The organism is Nonomuraea sp. KM90 (assembly GCF_052246675.1).
Taxonomy (GTDB): domain Bacteria; phylum Actinomycetota; class Actinomycetes; order Streptosporangiales; family Streptosporangiaceae; genus Nonomuraea.
Genome location: NZ_JBQQCB010000099.1, coordinates 22,947 through 40,551 on the forward strand (window position 1 = coordinate 22,947; position 17,605 = coordinate 40,551).

Annotated in this window: 14 protein-coding genes; 5 read left to right on the forward strand and 9 right to left on the reverse strand. The window is 71.0% G+C overall.

The features are described from left to right. Positions 1-167 precede the first annotated feature (167 nt). Together ACTWPW_RS48570 and ACTWPW_RS48575 are read left to right on the forward strand one after the other, a co-directional pair. Positions 168-794 (forward strand): TIGR04282 family arsenosugar biosynthesis glycosyltransferase, encoded by a 627-nt coding sequence (locus ACTWPW_RS48570; RefSeq protein ID WP_443172782.1) that lies wholly within the window; start codon positions 168-170, stop codon positions 792-794. After that, positions 791-1,402, forward strand: a complete 612-nt coding sequence (locus ACTWPW_RS48575) for a class I SAM-dependent methyltransferase (protein WP_364117231.1) — start codon at positions 791-793, stop codon at positions 1,400-1,402. The genes ACTWPW_RS48570 and ACTWPW_RS48575 overlap by 4 nt, the downstream gene beginning before the upstream one ends. A 17-nt stretch (positions 1,403-1,419) precedes the next feature. Here ACTWPW_RS48575 and ACTWPW_RS48580 read toward each other — a convergent pair whose 3' ends face one another. The 9 genes from ACTWPW_RS48580 to ACTWPW_RS48620 form a co-directional block, all read right to left on the reverse strand. Next, the gene (locus ACTWPW_RS48580) at positions 1,420-2,703 is read right to left on the reverse strand and encodes an MFS transporter (RefSeq protein WP_443172783.1); all 1,284 of its coding nucleotides are present in this window, start codon (positions 2,701-2,703) and stop codon (positions 1,420-1,422) included. Then, on the reverse strand, positions 2,700-3,554 hold the full coding sequence (locus ACTWPW_RS48585) for a polysaccharide deacetylase family protein (protein WP_443172784.1): 855 nt from the start codon (positions 3,552-3,554) through the stop codon (positions 2,700-2,702). The genes ACTWPW_RS48580 and ACTWPW_RS48585 overlap by 4 nt, the downstream gene beginning before the upstream one ends. Positions 3,555-3,636: 82 nt before the next feature. After that, positions 3,637-4,764: an ROK family protein gene (locus tag ACTWPW_RS48590; protein WP_443172785.1), complete on the reverse strand. Its 1,128-nt coding sequence runs from the start codon at positions 4,762-4,764 to the stop codon at positions 3,637-3,639. Positions 4,765-4,990: 226 nt separating this feature from the next. Then, positions 4,991-7,828 (reverse strand): beta-L-arabinofuranosidase domain-containing protein, encoded by a 2,838-nt coding sequence (locus tag ACTWPW_RS48595; RefSeq protein ID WP_443172786.1) that lies wholly within the window; start codon positions 7,826-7,828, stop codon positions 4,991-4,993. Between the two features lie 294 nt (positions 7,829-8,122). Further along, positions 8,123-10,093 carry a hypothetical protein gene (locus ACTWPW_RS48600; RefSeq protein ID WP_443172787.1) on the reverse strand — a complete coding sequence of 657 codons (1,971 nt, stop codon included), beginning with the start codon at positions 10,091-10,093 and terminating at the stop codon, positions 8,123-8,125. Positions 10,094-10,125: 32 nt separating this feature from the next. Continuing rightward, complete coding sequence (locus tag ACTWPW_RS48605) at positions 10,126-11,202, reverse strand: LLM class flavin-dependent oxidoreductase (RefSeq protein ID WP_443172788.1); 1,077 nt, start codon at positions 11,200-11,202, stop codon at positions 10,126-10,128. After that, positions 11,199-11,921, reverse strand: a complete 723-nt coding sequence (locus ACTWPW_RS48610; protein WP_443172789.1) for a hypothetical protein — start codon at positions 11,919-11,921, stop codon at positions 11,199-11,201. Before ACTWPW_RS48610 ends, ACTWPW_RS48605 begins: the two co-directional genes overlap by 4 nt. Positions 11,922-12,027: 106 nt before the next feature. Then, positions 12,028-13,071: an alpha/beta fold hydrolase gene (locus ACTWPW_RS48615; protein ID WP_443172790.1), complete on the reverse strand. Its 1,044-nt coding sequence runs from the start codon at positions 13,069-13,071 to the stop codon at positions 12,028-12,030. 270 nt (positions 13,072-13,341) lie between these two features. Beyond that, positions 13,342-14,148 carry a class I SAM-dependent methyltransferase gene (locus ACTWPW_RS48620; RefSeq protein WP_375113594.1) on the reverse strand — a complete coding sequence of 269 codons (807 nt, stop codon included), beginning with the start codon at positions 14,146-14,148 and terminating at the stop codon, positions 13,342-13,344. Between the two features lie 517 nt (positions 14,149-14,665). On the opposite strand from ACTWPW_RS48620, the gene ACTWPW_RS48625 reads away from it, so the two are divergent. From ACTWPW_RS48625 to ACTWPW_RS48635, 3 genes are all read left to right on the forward strand, one after another. Beyond that, on the forward strand, positions 14,666-15,055 hold the full coding sequence (locus tag ACTWPW_RS48625; RefSeq protein ID WP_375113595.1) for a hypothetical protein: 390 nt from the start codon (positions 14,666-14,668) through the stop codon (positions 15,053-15,055). Positions 15,056-15,397: 342 nt separating this feature from the next. Further along, positions 15,398-15,874 carry a hypothetical protein gene (locus ACTWPW_RS48630; protein ID WP_375113596.1) on the forward strand — a complete coding sequence of 159 codons (477 nt, stop codon included), beginning with the start codon at positions 15,398-15,400 and terminating at the stop codon, positions 15,872-15,874. 415 nt (positions 15,875-16,289) lie between these two features. Continuing rightward, positions 16,290-17,564: a serine hydrolase domain-containing protein gene (locus tag ACTWPW_RS48635; RefSeq protein WP_443172791.1), complete on the forward strand. Its 1,275-nt coding sequence runs from the start codon at positions 16,290-16,292 to the stop codon at positions 17,562-17,564. The last annotated feature ends 41 nt before the right edge of the window (positions 17,565-17,605 follow it).

Sequence of the window (17,605 nt, forward strand, 5' to 3'; positions counted from 1 at the left end):
CACCTTCTATGCCTCGTCACGGTACGCATTTGGCCGGTCCGATCCCCTCGACCGGCGACTCCTTTCGGGACTCGTGGCCGCCGTACGCCGCCATCCTGCGGACCGAACGGGCCGCCGTCAGCATGTCGTAAGGATTGAGCACCCTGCGTCGTCTTACTGTCGATCACGTGGTCCAAATTATGATCATCGCCAAGGAGCCGGTGGCCGGGAGGGTCAAGACCCGGCTGACCCCGCCGTACAGCCCCGACCAGGCCGCGGCCCTCGCCGAGGCCGCTCTCCGCGACAGCCTGCTCACCGTCTCCGCGGCACCGGCGACCCAGCGGATACTCGCCCTGGACGGGCTGCCGGGCAGCTGGCTGCCGCCGGGTTTCGTGGTGATCCCGCAGCGCGGCACGGGCCTGGACGAGCGTTTGGCGGCGGCGTTCTCCGACGCGTACCGGCTCCGGCCGGAAGCCGTCGTGCTGATCGGCATGGACACTCCGCAGGTGACTCCCGCGCTGCTCGGGGAGGCGGTGACGGCCTTGGAGCGGCACGACGCCGTGTTCGGCCCGGCCGCGGACGGCGGCTTCTGGCTGCTCGGCCTGCGCGAGCCGGACCCTTCGCTGCTGCGCGGGGTGCCGATGTCGCATCCGGAGACCGGCAAGCTCCAGCTCGACCGGCTGGATCGGGCCGGGCTGACCGTCCACCTGCTGCCCGAGCTGACCGATGTCGACACCGCGGCGGACGCCGTCGCGGTGGCCGAGCGGGCGCCCGCGTCCCGCTTCGCCGCCACGCTACGGGAGCTGAGCCGATGATCGGGCAGATCTACGCCGACGCGCTCGCCGGCGCGACCGCCGAGATCGAGTACGTCGACGGCACCCGCGTCCCGATGGAGACCGCGCGCTGGTTCGAGCCGGTGGACGGCGACGACGCGCTCCTGAGCAGGTGCGCCAGCCCGACGCTGGACATCGGCTCGGGTCCCGGCCGGCTCACCGTCGCGCTGACCCGCCGCGGCGTTCGGGCGCTCGGCATCGACATCACCCCGCGCGCCGTCGCCCTCACCCGCAGGGCGGGCGGCTTCGCGCTGCTCCGCGACGTCTTCGACGAGGTCCCCGGCGGTGGCCAGTGGGCGACGGCGCTGCTCGCCGACGGCAACATCGGCATCGGCGGCAACCCCGCGACGCTCCTGCGCCGGGTCAGGCAGCTGGTCCGGCCGGGCGGGAACGTCCTGGTCGAGGTCGCGCCACCCGAGACGAAGAGCCGGGTCGACCGCGTACGGCTGCACCGCGGCCCGCTCGCCGGGGACTGGTTCGGCTGGGCGACCGTGTCGGTGAGCGACATCCAGCGGGTGGCACACGCCGGCGGCTTTCCGGTCGTGGACTGCTGGACGGCTCAGGGCCGCTGGGTGGCCTGCCTGAGCTAGCCGGCTGCTCTACCTGCTCAGACCGGCGACCGCGCCCATGGCGTGGGCCTTCCGGGCGTCGCCTTGGCGATCGGGTAGAGCACGAAGCACAGGAAGGCCAGCGCCAGCACCGCCGGAGGCACGCCGCCGAGCAGCAGCCGCACGCCGGTGACCACGCTCTCCGGCTGCTCGGCGGCGCCCGCCCGGTAGCCGGAGGCCGAGAGCACGACGCTGAGCATGACCGCCTGCAACGAGGTCGACCAGCGCACGACGAAGCCGTTCATCCCCATGTACATGCCTTCGCGCCGCAGCCCGGTGCGCCGCTCGTCCTCGTCGATCACCTCGGCGAGCAGGATCTCCAGCAGCACCATCATGCCCGCGATGCCCGCGCCCACGGCGGCGCCGGTCGCCACGGCCAGCGGCAACGAGCCGACGACCAGGAAGGGCATCAGGGCCAGGCCGTAGACCACGATCGCGATGAGGACGGCCTTGCGCGGGCCGACCCTCGTGGTCACACGGCTCCAGACGTAGACCAGCGGGATGGCGGTGATGAAGACCGCGCCGAGGATGAGGGTGTTGGCGGTGTCGGGCTCGCCGAGGGCGTACTTCGTGAAGAACGGCACCCCCGCCTGCAGCAGGGCGAAGGTCACCTGGAGCAGGAAGCCGCCGGCCACGTAGGCGAGGAAGGCCCGGTTGGCCAGGGTGTAGCGCACGGCCGTGAGGAAGCCGAAGTGCTCGCGGCCGGCCTGGGCCCGCTCGCGCGAGCCGGTCAGCGACAGGGCGAAGAACGCCAGCGCCACGACGGCGAAGCCGATCCCCATGGCCGCCCAGCCGACCGCCTGGTAGAGCAGCGGCGCGGCGGCGACACCGACGATCATGCCGACGATGCCGAAGAGCTGCCGCCACGAGGCCGCCCTGGCCCGCTCGACGATGGTGACGAACATCTCCGGGAAGAGCGCGACGTAGTTGAGCACCACCACCACGTGGAGCACGTCGTAGACCAGCACCACGACCAGGAAGTACCAGAACTGCGCCGTCGAGCCCTCGACCAGCGGGATCCAGATGAGGGCGAAGGTGGCGGCGAGCGGCGCCATGCCGATCGTGATGTACGGCAGGCGCCGGCCCCACCTGCTGCGCGTCCGGTCGGACAGGTGGCCGACGAGCGGGTTCAGCAGGGCGTTGAGCGCGCCGTGGATGACCATGGCCAGCCCGATCAGCGCCGGGTCCACGCCCAGGTGGTCGATGTAGTAGAAGGTGGCGTAGGTCGCGAACGCCTGACCGAGCAGGTTGACGGCCAGGTTGCCGGAGCCGTACCTGATCAACGGGACCTCTGCAGGTCACGCAGCTCGCGCCAGCCGATCAGGCTGACGTCCTCGTCCGCCAGCGCCTGCCGTACCTCCGGGTCGGTGAAGACGCGCAGCTCCATGGCGCGCTTCTCGTAGTGGGGCATGATGTGCCGCAGCTCGTCCGTGTCCTCGAAGGGATGGATGTAGATCTCGGTGACGCCCGGCCGCAGCGAGCGGATCAGCTCGATCATCTCGGCCTTGAAGCTCTCGTAGGTCTCGCCCTCCCGCTGGTGGAAGGGGAGCGTCCACAGGCGGTCGAGGATCACCACGCCCGCCGCGTCCGCCCGCGCCGCGGCCGCCTCCGCGAAGGGGTCCAGCTCGGGCGGCAGGCCCATGCCGTCCAGCGTCCGGGGCAGGCGGAACGGCAGGCCGTACTCCGCGCAGACCTCCAGCGCCTCGGTGAGGAAGTCACGGCCTGTGGCCAGGCCGTACAGGCTGCCCATGTGGTTGTCGGCGTGCGACGGGTCCAGGCCGAGGGCGACGGCGCGGTCGATCTGGGCGACCAGCTCGGCGCGGATCTCCGCCGGGTCGGCCTGCTCCTCGACCGTCTTGGACTCGCGCGGGAAATAGCCCGCCGCGTCGCGCAGGCTCGCTCCGCCGGTCAGCGGGCTCCAGCGGTAACCCTCCCACTCGCTGGTCAGCGTGAGATGCACGCCCACGTCCCAGCCGTGGCGGGCGGCGGTGGCGATCGCGTCGGGGGCCCACGGGCACGGCGTCATCACCGTGGCCGAGCTGATCGCGCCCGCCTGGAGCAGGGAGGTGATGCCGGTGTTGGCCGCGCGGCACATGCCGTAGTCGTCGGCGTTGATGATCAGCTGTCGGGTCACGGGGGGCTGCCCTTTCAGTCGGTCGCTTCGGGTGACGCGCTTCAGTCGGTCGTTTCAGGTGGTCGTTTCGGGAAAATGTGCTTCAGGTGGTCGCTTCGGTGAACACGCGCTCGCGGACGTGCTCGTGGGCCACCAGCGCGGCCCCCTGGACGACGGCGCCGCCGGGCACGCCCGACCCGGTGACGTTGACGGCCAGCTCGGGAGCGTCCGCGACCAGGTGGCGGCGGACCGGCTCCAGCAGCACCTCGGTGCCCTCTCCCCCGACGACGAACAGCTCGGGCTCGATGACCAGGGCGATGGCGCCGATCACGTGCGCCAGCCGCCGCGCGATCGCGTCGGCCGCGTCGATCGCCACCGCCGCACCCGCTGAGGCCATCGCGAGAAGCTCCGCCGGGCTTCCCTCGAACCCCTGCTCCCGGGCGATCCCCCGCGCGTTCAGGACCTCGCTGCCCAGCGCCGTCGCCGGGTGCGGCAGGAAGCCCACCTCGCCCGCGCCTCCGGCGAACCCCCGGTGCAGGCGGCCGCCGATCACCACCCCGGCGCCGAGCCCCGCCCCGACCCTGAGCAGTACGAAGTCCTCGATCCCGCGTCCCGCGCCCCTGCGCTGCTCGGCCACCGCCGCCAGGTTGACGTCGTTCTCCAGCAGGATCGGGTACGGCAGGCGTGCCTGGAGCTCCGCACCCAGCGTCGCGGCCCCGGGCAACCCGCGCGAGGCCCGGACGCTCTTGCCGTCGCGCGCCACGATCGCCGGCACCCCGACGACCGCCTCCCCGACCGTCCGGCCGCCGGCCACCTCCGCGGCCAGCTCGGCGACGATCCCGGCGAGCCCCCCGGCCGCGGGACCGCCTGCCGGGACCGCCCGCTCTTCCCCCTCGCCCCTCAGCTCCCGCTCCGCCCGGGAGACCTCCGCGCCCGCCAGGTCGACCAGCACGGCGCTGACCCGCTCGGCCGCGACGTCGATCCCGATGGCGTGCCCGCTGCCGGGAGCGGTCTCGTAGAGGGTCGCCGCCGGACCGCGCCGCTCGGTGTCGAGCCCCGCCTCCCGCACGACCCCGCGTGCCAGCAACTCCTGCAGCGCCTGGGCGACGGTGGTCTTGGACAGCCCCGTGGCCCGGACGAGCTCCGGCCGGCCGGTCGGCCCTTGGGCGTCGACGGCCTCCAGCACAGCCCGCGTGTTGATGGACCACAACAACGCCTGCGGTCCCGCCATCGTCACCACCCAAGATCAGTAGGTCGGGAACTTTCCTACTGGCCGCATTTCTATCCTCATCCGGGCAAGGCTGGCAAGGTGTCGGCTGCGCCTCGATCGTCCCGAACCGGCCCGCGATGTGGTGGAAGAGGCGCCGGATTCGCGAAGCCGACCGTCTGACGGTGGGGCGCCGGCCCGGTACGGCCGGCGCCCCGTCACGCATGCCGAGCGGAATCCACAGGATTCACTACCGACGGAGCCGGGCCTTGACGGCCGCGGTCACCACCGCGTCCTTCTCGGCGGAGGTCATCAGCCCGGCCCGGATCCAGTCGTCCGCGGTGCGGGCCACCGTGGACACGAAGCGGCCCTGGTTGGCGAAGGGCGCCCTGGCCCAGACCGCGTCCAGGAATGTCACCGAATCCTCCCGCGCGTAGTTCGGCACCCCGGAGTCCTGCTTCCCGAACACGATCTTCGGTTCGACGCGGTGGAAGTAGGCGTGGTAACGGTCGGTGTCGCCGATGTAGAACGGCACCAGTGGCAGGTCGTGCGTGGTGAATGTCATCGACGCGGTGGGCGTCATGGTCTGCGCGAGGTCACCGGACAGCGTGAAGTCCTTGTAGAAGGAGAACTCGCGGAAGGTGGTCTCGTTGCTCTTGGCGACCATCGGCACGGGGCCGTACGCGATGCTCTGGGTGGTCGGGATGTCCAGCGCCTTCTCCACCCGCAGCGAGAACGGCATCGAGATCCTGATCCGGTCGCCACGCCGCCAGTGCCGGTCGAGCGTCACGTATTCGCCCGGCTTGGCATCCACCTTCTGCTCGGCCCCGTTGACCAGCACCTTGAACCCCTTCTCCACCCAGTACGGAACGCGGAGTTTCACGGCCAGCCGGCCCGTGCCCTCCACGGTGAGCGTGGTGACGCCCGCGGGGTCGGTCGGATAGTTCGTGCTCTGTTTGAGGGTGAAGCCCTTTTCCGCCCAGCGCAGTTCCGAGGCCAGGTAGAGATTGACGTAGAGCGTCGAGTCGTCCGCCGACCGGAAATAGATCGAGTCCTGGAACTTGGTGTGGCTCTCCAGCCCGGTGCCGCCGCAGCAGGTGCCGAGATTGCCGTAGCTGCGGGAGGCGCCCGGCCGCATGGGGATGAAATAGGTCACCAGCGGGTCCGTGGCGCTGTCGACGTTGCGGCGCGAGGCGAGGATCTGGCCGTAGAGGCCGCGCTCGTAATACTGCATGTACTTCGGGTTCGCCGTGTGGAAGAACAGGTTCCGGCTCAGTTTCAGCATGTTGTAGACGCAGCAGGTTTCGGCGTTGTTCGTGCCGAGGGTGCCGACGATGACGCCGCGCGCGCCGAACAGCTCGCCGTTGTCGGTCGGCCCGGCCGTGCCGCCGTCGGTGAAGGTGCGATGGGGTACGACCATGTCCCAGAAGTTCACGGCGGCGTCGAAGTAGCGGCGTTCCTGGTTGCGCTCGAAAACGGACAGGTAGCCGATGAACTGGGGGATGTGCTGGTTGGCGTGTTTCCTGTTCAGCGTGTCCTCGTTGGCGACGGTGGCCGCGAGGAGCGCGGTGTTGTCGAAGCACCTGGCCGTCGCCAGATATTCCTCCTTGCCGCTGATGGCGTAGAGGTCGGCCATCACGCTGTTCATGCCGTTGTACTCGCCCGCGATGTAGATGCTCCACATGCGGTCGAGCTGCTCCCGGGGAAGATGGCCCAGCCGGCTGTGGACCCAGTCCCCCATCTTCATCACGATCTCGAGCGCCTGCTCGTTGCCCGCGTACTGGTAGGCGTCGAGCAGCCCACGCATGATCATGTGGCAGGTGTAGTAGGGCGCCCAGATCGTCGGGTAGGTGGCGTACTGCTCCAGCAGGATGAACTGCGTCTCGGGGTAGGCGGCCAGGAAACCGGGATGGCTGGGGCCGGGGTGCCCGCTGGGCTCGGACACCAGCCGGGCGTCCCTCCCGTTGCCGGAGGAGTCGCCCGCGCTCTCGCCGCTCTCCTCGTCGAAGCGGTACCACGCGACGTTGCCGCCGCCCAGCCCGCCGTCCGCACCGGTCGTCAGCGCCGCGATCTCCGCCCCGGTCAGCGCGCGGTCGTAGATCTGGAACTCGTCCACCGAGGCTTTCAGGTACGCGTCGCCGTACTGCGATTTCCCGATCCAGTTGTTGCCGGTCGGGCCGAGGCTGGACGGTTTGAGGGTCATGGCGGTGTTCGTGCCGACCGGGGCGCCGTTCACGTAGAGGGTGCCGGTCCCCGCCGACAGGGTGACCGCCACGTGCGTCCACTGGCCGGCGGGTAACTGGCTGGTGCCGTTGATGCGCTGCTCGCCGCTGCCGCCGCTGGTGGTGATGGCGAATCTCGGCGCGGAGCCGGCGCTCACGGCCAGGAACATGTTACGGCTCGTGCCGGTGCCGAAATCGAAGATCCGGGACCAGCTGGTGACCGCGGCCGGGTTCAGCCAGACGGCGATGGTGAAGTCGTCGAGGCCGCTGACGATTCCGGCGGGCAGCGACACGTACTGGGGGCCGTCGAGCTTCGCCGCCCTGCCGAACTTCCCCGCCACCCTGGCGACCGGGGCCGGCGGAGGCGCGGGTTGCCCCACCTTGGCGGCCAGCGCGTCCTGGCACTCGCCGAGCGCCTTGACCATGTAGTCGACCTTGTCCTTGAAGAACGGGTCGCCGGAGCCCGCGTACGCCAGGGCCAGCGCGCTGACGAAGTGCCCGCTGTAGTGGCCGCGCAGGTTGCCCGTGGCGTCCTCCCACCCGCCGGGCGGCTGGGCGCCCAGCGTGTCCAGCTCGGCGTTGGCCCGGAAGTTGGCCAGCATCCGGTCGGCGGGATAGGACCTCAGGAAGTTCAGCATCCGGTCGCGGTTGACGCTGAACAGGCTCTCCCCCAGGGTGACCTGGCTGTTCGGGAACGGCTTCACGATCCAGGCGCCCGGCTGCGGCGGGTCGTGTTGCGGTGGCGGGGCCGTCGTCGTACGAGCCGCCTGGGCGGCGCCGGGCGGGAGCAAGGTGAGTGCGGACGGGGTCGCGACCGCCAGCGCCGCCAACCGCAGCGCCTCGCGCCTGGGCATCATGTTCGGCATCTCACTGTCCTGTCTTGCTCGGGACCGCCGGATGATAGCGCTAACATTTCCGCGCCGAGCAACCTGGCGATACGTGATGGGTCACATTTCGCGAGTGTTAACGATCTCCTTGCGTCCGTCAAGGTTCGAATCCGCCGTAGTGATGGACCCGCCGTAGTGATGGACCCGCAGCAGTGATGGACCCGCAGCAGTGCGGCGCCGGCCGCGATCAGGGCAAGCACGACGGCGACGGTGGTCCGGACGGGACGCGTCATTCCTGCTCGGGTCGATGACCGGGCCTGGAGCCCACCGGTGTCAGCGGGGGTGGTAGCAGCAGCGCCCGCCGGTCGCGATCGTGGCGCGGAGTTCCTCGCCGATCGCGTTGTCGGCCTCGGTGATGCGGGTCAGCGCACGCCGGATGGCCTTGCCCACCGCGATTCTGGCGCGTTCCGCATCGTTGGTGAACGGGCGGACGCGCCCGCCGAGGCCGGTGGCGGCGGCCAGTTCGGCGGCCAGCCAGTCACGTTCGGCGCACAACGCCACGGTGCGCTCGGTGTCGTTCAGCGACTCCAGCTCGGCGATCTCGGCCTGCAGTTCGAGCAGCCGCTCCTTGTAGGTGCGTTCGGCGAGCTGGTCCAGCACCGGCTGGACCGAGACGGCCATGCCGGTGTCATCGCCCCGGGCCGGGGTTTCCGCCCGTGTGGCGCGGGAGGCGTGCCGGGATGCCTGGCCGGCCGCCAGGTCGGTCGCGCGGATCTCCCGCCCGGGGTTGGCGATCAGGATCGCCAGGTACCGGATGCCGACGCTGTCGTCGGCCCGTACGGTCCGGCCGTTCAGCTCGATGTGCCACTGGCGGCCCTGACGCCGGCAGGTCGCGCGCGGAGTCCTGGCGCGGGAAGCGATTCCGGCGGGGAGGGCCATGCCCAGCTCGGTGGCCTCCTGCTCGGCCAGGGCCAGCTGCTGTCGCGCCGGCGGACAGCCGGTTCCGTGGCGCATGCTCAGGGTTTGTCCCAGCCGCCACCGCGACAGCGCCGCCGCCGGCCAATGGCCCAGGCCGAGGTTGGCCTGCACGGCCTGGCCGAGATGCTCGACGGCGGCGCCCAGGTCGCCGGTGGTGAGCGCGGCCATGCCCAGGGCGTGGTGGGTCGAGCCGAAACAGGCGATGCCCAAACCGGCCATGGCCGGCAGCCGGGCGTACGGGGTGAGCAGGCGGTAGGCCTGGGCCGCGGTGTCGGCGTCCTCGAGCAGGTGGGCCGCCTCGGCGACGCCGTGCATCGCCGCCAGCCAGCTCTGGGAGCGTGACGAGCCGGCCAGGGCCGGGCCGCGCGACCGGGCCAACATCCCGGCGGCCAGGCGGCGATCTCCCGCGCAGGCGGCGGCCACCGCCAGGGCGGGGAAGTAGGCGTGGTCGGCGAAGCCGACCCCCGGGGAGTGGACCAGCTCCGTGAGTGGTTCGACGAGTTCGGCGACGCGGCCCTGGTACCAGCGGATCGCCGTCAGCTGCATGCCGTGCCGGCCGGGCGCGTCGTGGTCACCGGCGTCCGTGCCGCGCCGGGCGCAGGCGGCCGCGAGGGTTTCGGCCTGGGTGAGCCGGCCGGCCCGGATGGTCAGCATGACCTTGATGGCCTCGGCGACGAACCCGGCCGCCAGGTGATCGCGGTGCGCCAGGTGCTCGCCCAGTTCCCGCAGCGAGCGTTCGGCGCGTGGGTCGGCGGCCAGGAACAGATCGACGGTTCGCCACAGCAGCCCCGTGAGCAGGTCACCGCGGCGGCCGGTGCGAGCCGCCTGGCCGATCAGGTCGAGGGCCAGCTCCCCCCGGAGGGCCTCGTGCTCGGGGCTCATCAGGCAGTGGTGGGCCAGGCTCAGCGCCTCGGCCGTGGCCACCGGGTCGCCGCTCTCTCTGGCCTCGGCCAGCGTCCGGAGGATCGAGGTGTGCTCGCCGAGACGATGGTCCTCCTCGCCGTGCAGCCGGGCCCGCAGCCGTACGGCCAGCGACGAGTTCGGGTCGATGCCGGTCAGGGCGTGTCGTTGCCGGGCCCGCACCTGGGTGGCCTCCACGGCGGTGCGGTGTTCGTGCACCCATACGCCGCTCATTCCCAGGGCGGCCCGGGCCATGGCGAGGTCGTCGCCGTGGCGCTCGGCCGCCTGGTAGGCGGCCTCGAACCGCTCCCGGCCGGCTCTCAGGTCACCTTCGACGTGGAGTGCCCGCTCCGCCCTGAGGAGCGAGAGCTCCACGTCATCGGACGGGGTTGGGTGCTCCTTCAGCCGGCTGACAATGCTCACCATCAATCCGTTACGAAGAGTCGTGACGGCGTGCGTCATCCTGCGACTCCCCCGTCCGGCAACAGCGCGACGGCTCGGTCGGCCTCGACGGGATCGACCTCCGGTACACGACCGGCCGGTCCGGGCGCGGCGGCCCGCAGCGTGGCCTCGATCTTCGGCCAGGCCATGCCCGGCGGTACGGCGACCATGGTGATGTCCGCGACGCTGTCCCATCGCCGGAGCTGTTCCCGCACGCCGGCCGCATCTCCGTACGCGGTGAACTCGTCCAGCAGGACCTGTGCCGCGTCGGGCACGATCCCCGGTTCCCGGCCGGCGGCCGGGTTGACGGCCCGGACGAGTTCGACCTGCTCGCCGAGGCCCTGCGCCGAGACGAGGCGCGGGTACACCTCGCCCATGGCCGCCAGGTAGAACGCCGTGCATGCGGCCGCGGCGGCTCGGGCCGCGCCGATGTCCGGGTCCACGATGGTGAACGGCCCGGCGGCCACGGTGATCGGCTCGTCCTGCCGGCCCGCGGCGGCCCGGAGCCGCCTGATCTCGGCGGCCAGTTCACGGCACCGATCGCGGCGCAGGTAGAGCGGGAACCAGCCGTCGGCCAGCTCGGCGGCCACCCGGATGGTCCGCTCACCGGTGGCGGCCAGCCAGATCGGCAGGTTCGCGACCGGCGGCTGGCCGAGCCGCAGGGGTCGGGCCTCCGGTACGACCGCCGGCCGGGCCCGCTCACCGGCCAGCAGAGCACGCACGTTCTCCGTGACCTGCCGCAGCCGCCCCGCCGGCCGGGCGAACCGGGCGGCGTGCCAGCCCTGCACAAGCTGCCGGGTGCTGGCACCCAGGCCGAGCACGAACCGACCGTCGCAGATCTGGTGCAGGGTCGCGGCGGTCATCGCGATCGTCCCGGGGGTGCGGCCCCACACCGACAGGACGCCGGCCATGAGCTTGATCCGCCGGGTCACGGTCGCGATCTCGGCCAACAGTACGGTCGAGTCGAGGCCCCACCCCTCGGCCACCGAGAAGATCTCGTAGCCCAGTTCGTCCGCGAGCGTGGCCATGCGCACAATGACGTCGCGCCGGATCTCCATCGGTGTCAGCGCGACGCCGCGCCGTTCGGCCGTCATCCCGGCACCCCGGTGCGCGCGATCGCGATCCAGGTCTGGCGGGAGAAGCCTTGCAAGGCACCGGACGGCGAGTAGAGGGCCGAGCCGGCGTACAGCTTGCGACCGGACACGCCCTCCAGCCATCCGACCACGACGTGTGCGTCGTGCGCGGCGACCGGCTCCTCCAGCCACGCCGCCATCCGGCCGAGGACGATCGGGCCGTCGACGTGGCCGAACCACATCGCGGCCCAGCCCGCCGGGCAGTCGAGCGCGGCCCAGGCGTGCGCGGGCCTGATCGACTCACCCGCCAGCGCGCCGCCGGTCGGGTGCCAGGCCGCCGCCAGGAGATCGCGGGCGGCGAGCAGACCGGGGAAGATGCGGAAGGCATCGGCGTCCGTGCGTTCGGTGCCGCAGACCACACAGCGCGGGAAGCCGCTCGAGGTGAAGCCCGGGAAGGCCGAGCCGGCCGCCGATGCCTCGGCGACCGTCGGCGGCTTCGGCGCGCGGCTCGCCAGCCGGGTCGTCACGGCCTCGGCGACGAGGGTCCGCCCGTCGTACAGTGCGAGGCCGCCGTCGCGCGCTTCCAGCCCCAGCGCGACACCGAGCCGCACCGGTTTCCTGAGCGTTATCTCGGCGTCCGCCGGCAGGTACGGCGACAGCAGCCCGCAGGTGTAGCCGCCGTGGGCGGAGGCGGGTGGACCCTCGAAGGCGGGGTCGATGACGATTTCCTTGTTCGGCACCCCACGAAACTAGGTGCCGCGGCATCTGGGCGAATCAGACGTTCTACCTAGACAATGGCCGGCTTCGCGCCGGGATCGGCCCCGCCCATCGGGTCCGGGGCGGAAACTACCTACGCAACAGCCCGCGGCTCTGCCGCTGCTCGCTCACCCATACCGCCATCTGAGCGCGCGATCGCACGCCGAGCTTGGTCCGCACGTGCTCCACGTGCGCGTCGACCGTCCGTACCGACACGCCCAGGAGCCGGGCGATCTCGGCGTTGGTCAGCCCTTCGGCGATATGGGCCACGACCTGGAGCTCACGATCGGTGAGCCGGGAGTCGGTGGGCAGCCGGCCCGCGCCGCCGGCCCGGTCGCGCAGGAACGAGAGAATCGTGGCCGCTGCGATGTCCTCGCCCTCGAAGTAGATCGGCTGCATCCGGCCCTCCAGCGCGACAAGCTGCGCCCCCGGGATCAGCGAGGCCAGCTCGCGGCCCAGCTCGAAGGGCACGGCCCGGCTGCCACGCCGGTGGAGCACCAGCGTGGGAACCCGGATCGCCGGCAGGATGTCGGCGACCTCGATGCGGTAGAACATGTCGAGCAGGGCCGCGGCCATCTCGGCCGTTGCGGCGGCCCGCTGCACTCGGGCGAACATGTCGGTCACCTCGGCCGGGGCGCCGGGAAACCAGATGTCGGCCAGGACCCGCGAGCCCATGCCCCAGTGCGCCCCGATCAGCGACAGGATCGAACGCTTGACGGGGTCCGGCGCGAGATCGCCGCCCCGGGCACAGCTGCCGTAGACGAGCAGCGACGCGACGGCTTCGGGGTTGCGGACGGCATGAGCGGCCGCCACCTGCCCGCCCTCACAGGACCCGAAGACGGTGTATCGCTTGAGGCCCAGATGACCGGTCAGCGCGTCGAGTGTCTCGAGTTCGGACTCCAGCGTGAAGGCCTCCCGCGGGCGGTCGGACAGGCCACAGCCCAGTTTGTCGTACCGGATGACGGTGTAGTCCTGTGCCAGCGCTTCGACGAACCGGCGGTGGGAGGGTATCTCCCACGCCAGGCCCAGATGCGACACCCAACCGAGGAGGTACACGATCGGCGGGCCGCTGCCGACAACCGAGTAGGCGATGCGACCACCTGGCGTGGAGGCGAACCTCACTACCTGCTTCACCGGGCCAGCATGCCACCGCGATCGCCGCCTGTCACAGGTCGAACGACCATTTTCCGGCCGCTTGCCGTTCGCGGGTGGAGCCAAGGAGCCACGGCCGGCGCTGTTGAGCAGCCGGCCGAGGGGCCCACGTAAAGGCGCCCACCACTTCGCCCCTCGGGCGCTCCCGCCCGGCACACCCTCAGCGGTCCGCCGAAGCGGCCGGCGTACGGCGGATGCCCCGCGGGTAGAGCGATCACGGTCTCTGAACCGGAGGCGCGGGCGGCTGCACCTTCACCCACGTCTCATGGCCGTTGCCACGCCGCGTACCGCCCAGGCTCGGGCCGTCAGCGTGATGGAGCCGTCAGGGCCGGCGGCCAGCCGGGAACGGAGCAGTTCCCGCAGGGCGCTCCGGCGTTCCTCGGCCAGGGCCATGACGTACCCCGGAGCCGGTCCCTGGCCGCCGAGGAACGGCCGCCAGTAGTCGTCGAAATCGGCGAACGTGGTGAGGACCTCGATGGGCTGTACGGTCACGTCGCCCAGACCGGCGTCCGCCCACAGCGCTCGGAGAGCTTCCGGTCGGCACAGCGGAAAACGGTGCCCCTCGTCCAACTCGGCCGCGGCCGGGTCGATCTCGGTGGCGGCGTCCCAGAAGTACCGCATCATCTCCATCCCGGCGGCGTAGTCCCAGACATAGGCGGCGACGGTTCCGCCCGGAGCGGCGACCCGGGCCAGCTCGGCCGCGGCACGGCCCGGCTCGGGGACGAAGTTGAGCGTCAGCCCGCTGACCACGGCATCGAAGCGGCGATCGGTCAGAGGCAGCGACTGCGCGTCGCCCTTGCGAAAGGTTGTGCGCGGATCGGTGATGCGGGCGCGAGCGCTCGCCAGAAACCCTTCGGAGGTATCGATGCCCAGGACATCCGCGGGATCCGCCACCGCCAGGATCGTTGCGGTCAATGCCCCTGTGCCACATCCCACATCCAGCCAGCTCCTGCCACCGGGCACGCCCAGCCAGTGCAGGAAGGCCTTCCCGACTCGGCGGCTCCATCGGCCCACATACGCCTCGTAGGCGTCGCCGACGGCCCAAACCTCGGTGGCCATGCAGTACCTCGATCTCTTGAGAGGACATGTGCCTTCCGCCGACGCCCGACGCCGTGGCGACGCGGTCCGCCGACAAGGTCCGCGACTTCGTGGCCGGACTGTCCCACCACAGTCAGGTCCTGCCATTCTTCACCTCCTTTGCCCACCCTCCCTCCCGGCGGCATGGTGCTGATGGCCGGCGTGAACGAACGCCGAGACGCGCCGGCAGTCCGCCGGGCCATGAGCCGCCGGCATGCGGCATGGCCAGGCGCCCGCTGGGCCGTCCACCAGGTGGACGACGCTCCGGGCACCGGACCGGGTGACTCAATGGCCGCACAGACCATCGACGGGATCGAGGAGCCGGTACGACGGTTGGCGACCGACGCGGGATTCAGCCGATTCCGCCGCGTGGATCGACGGTCGCCGCGACAGGCGCGACGCGGGCACATGCTGCGACGGGTCCTCGAAGCGATGCGCGGTGGAACGGGATGTCACGCCTATATGGCGACACCCTTCAACGGGCATTCAGAGGAGTCCCATGGGATCTGCAGACTCTACGGACGGTGCCACCCCGAGAAAGTCCCGGCTCCGCAAGCGGCAGCTGTGGACAGGAGTGCTGGGCGTGCCACTCGTCCTGGTGATCACGCTGAAAATGGCCGACACGCGCGGTGCTGCCATGGCGGTGATCGCCGGAGTGGTTTGGAGTGCCTTGGTCATCAGCGAGGTGGCGTTCTCGGAACGTGTCAGGTTCCTCGAGCGTGCCCGGCCCGTGCTCTACGGGCTGGCCGTCTACCCCCTCCCGGTCTTCACCGTCCTCGCCGTCGTGTCGCCGTTCCTGTCCCTGGCGATATGCGCGATCGTCGCCGGGATCGTCACGCTGTCCGTGGTCGTCCTGCGCGCGTACCTGACCCCCAGGCCCCCTCCATAGCCCGGGAAGGCCGAGGAGGTGGGCGGCCATCGACGAGAGCGTCGATCTGGCGGGCCGGCCGGTGGTGTGTCGCCGGATTCACCGATGACCGCTCAACCCCTGTCCCGGCCGCTGCCGCCCTTGAGGTCACGGCCGCCGCGGAACCGGGCCGTCGGGTGGTGGACGCCGCAGTCGGTGCCGGCGATGGTGCCGGTGCCGGCCGGGTCGACCGTGGCGTACGTGCTGTACGTCTTGACGATGCGTTCATCAAGAAGATTGCAAGCGGGAGGCCACTTCGGGCAACCCGCTTGAAATCGTTCCGTCGCACAGTCTGGTCATCGCGTTAGGAAAGGACGCCTCCCGATGACCGTCACCCGGACCCTCGCCCTCGCCCTCGCCACCACCGCCGCCCTCGCCGTTCTGGCCCCCGCCGCCCAGGCGGCGACCGCTGCCGATTCGGCCGCCACCGCATGGGGCCCGTACTACGCCCCCGCCCATGCCGCCAAGGCCGCGGGCACCCTGAAGGCCACCGGCGAAGACCACGCCGACCTGCCCACCGCCGACGTCGTCCACATCTCGGGCACGGTCCGCGACTACACCCGCGCCCCCGCCACCTGCGGCTGGGCGGTCTTCCGCATCACCTACCGCTCCGGAAACAACCTGCCGTTCAAGCACCACTCCATCCGCGACTGCTCCTACCGCACCCCCAAGCACTTCTCCTTCAAGCACCGCGACGTCTACCAGGTCGACATCAAGGTCTGCGCCGCGGCCAAGACCACGAAGCCGACCCTCAACTGCCTCTACGCCGGCACCTGGAAAACCCTGTACCTGTCGAAGTAGGAGCAACCGGTCAGCGGCCCACGACGCTGCACGTCGCAGCCGCCCGTGCTCGCTGGTGGAACGGCCGGCGTACCCGGCCCGGAGCGGGCGGATCCCGGAGCGGGACGACGGCACAGGCCGGGCAGACTTCAGCGCCACGCGCTGAAGTCTGCCGGCTGCCGGCCCTTTCCCTCGTCAACCATGTGATCGTGTACGTCGCGAGCGGTGGGGGCGAAGTGAGCGAGTGGGGCGACCGCTCCACCGTGTGCGCGCAAGGGTCCTCGATGGTGAGACGTACCGGGGCCTTGTCGTCGACGAGATCGGGCCCGTGATCAACGGTCCCCGTCCTGCCGGTGACGGGACACCGCGAGCAGGAAAGGCGGCAATCCCGGCGAAACCGGTCCGGAGAGGCCATTGATCCACTAGATATCTGGTCATGACAATAAACGAGCCGCATCTGTCCGAATCGAACGGCCTGAGCAGGCGGCGGTTCCTGGCGGTGGGCGCCGCCACATTACCCGCGCTCACCCTGGGCACGTCCCGACCGGCGTTCGCCGCGACGGTCCAGACCGCGGGAGTGGCGCCGGCCGCGCTCGTCGGCTTCGACAACGTGATGAAGACCTACATCGTGGAGCGCGGGATCTCCTGCGCGCAGCTCGCCATCACCAAGAACGGCAAACTCGTGCTGGCCAGGGCCTACCGCTACAGCGACGACCCGGCCGTGCCGACGTTCACGCCCATCTCGCTGTTCCGGATCGCCAGCCTCAGCAAGCACATCACCGCCGTGGCGATCATGAGACTGGCGCAGGACGGCAAGCTGAGCCTGGGTGCGTCCGTCGCCACGTTGCTCGGCCTGCCGACCACGGCCGACCCCCGGCTGGCGAACGTGACAGTGTGGCGGCTCCTGCAGCACACGGGCGGGTGGGACCGCGACATCTCGGGCGACTACCTGTACATGGACCACACCATCTCCAGGTCGCTCGGCGTCTCCCTGCCGATCACGCGCGACCACATCATCCAGTACGCCTGCGGCCGCCCGCTCGACTTCGCCCCGGGCAGCCGGTACGCCTACAGCAACTACGGCTACATGCTGCTCGGCATGATCGTCGAGAAGGCGTCGGGCATGGCCTACGAGTCGTACGTCAAGCAGAAGATCCTGGCGCCCGTCGCCATCAGCCGCATGCGGCTCGGCCGTACCCTCAAGGAGCAGGCCGCGCCCGGCGAGATCGTCTACGAATCGGCGCAGACGAGCCGGACCGTCACGGACGCGTCCGGCACGATGGTGCCCGCGCCGTACGGTGGGTTCAGCATGGAGAACCGCGGGCCGGGCGGCGGCTGGCTGGCCTCGGCCGTTGACCTGGTGCGCTTCGCGCGCATCCTCGACGCCCCCGGCACCGTGCTGAACGCGACCTCCATCGGCAGGATGGTGGCCAAGCCCGAGATCGGCGTCACGGAGAGCGGCTCGTGGTACGGCGCCGGCCTGTGGGTCCGCCAGGTGACGGGGCACCTCAACACCTGGCACAGCGGCGGGTTGCCGGGGACCTACACCTACACCGCCCGGCTCCAGGACGGCTTCACCTACGCCGCCCTGTTCAACCGGAACGAGGAGAGCGGGTCGCCGGACTTCGACGTTCTCAGTCCGCGGATGAACGCCCAGATCGGCAAGGTGACCACCTGGCCGACGACGGACCTGTTCCCTCGCTATCCGTGATCCGGCGCCCCACGTGTGAGGGGCGGGCGCGACCCCCCCCA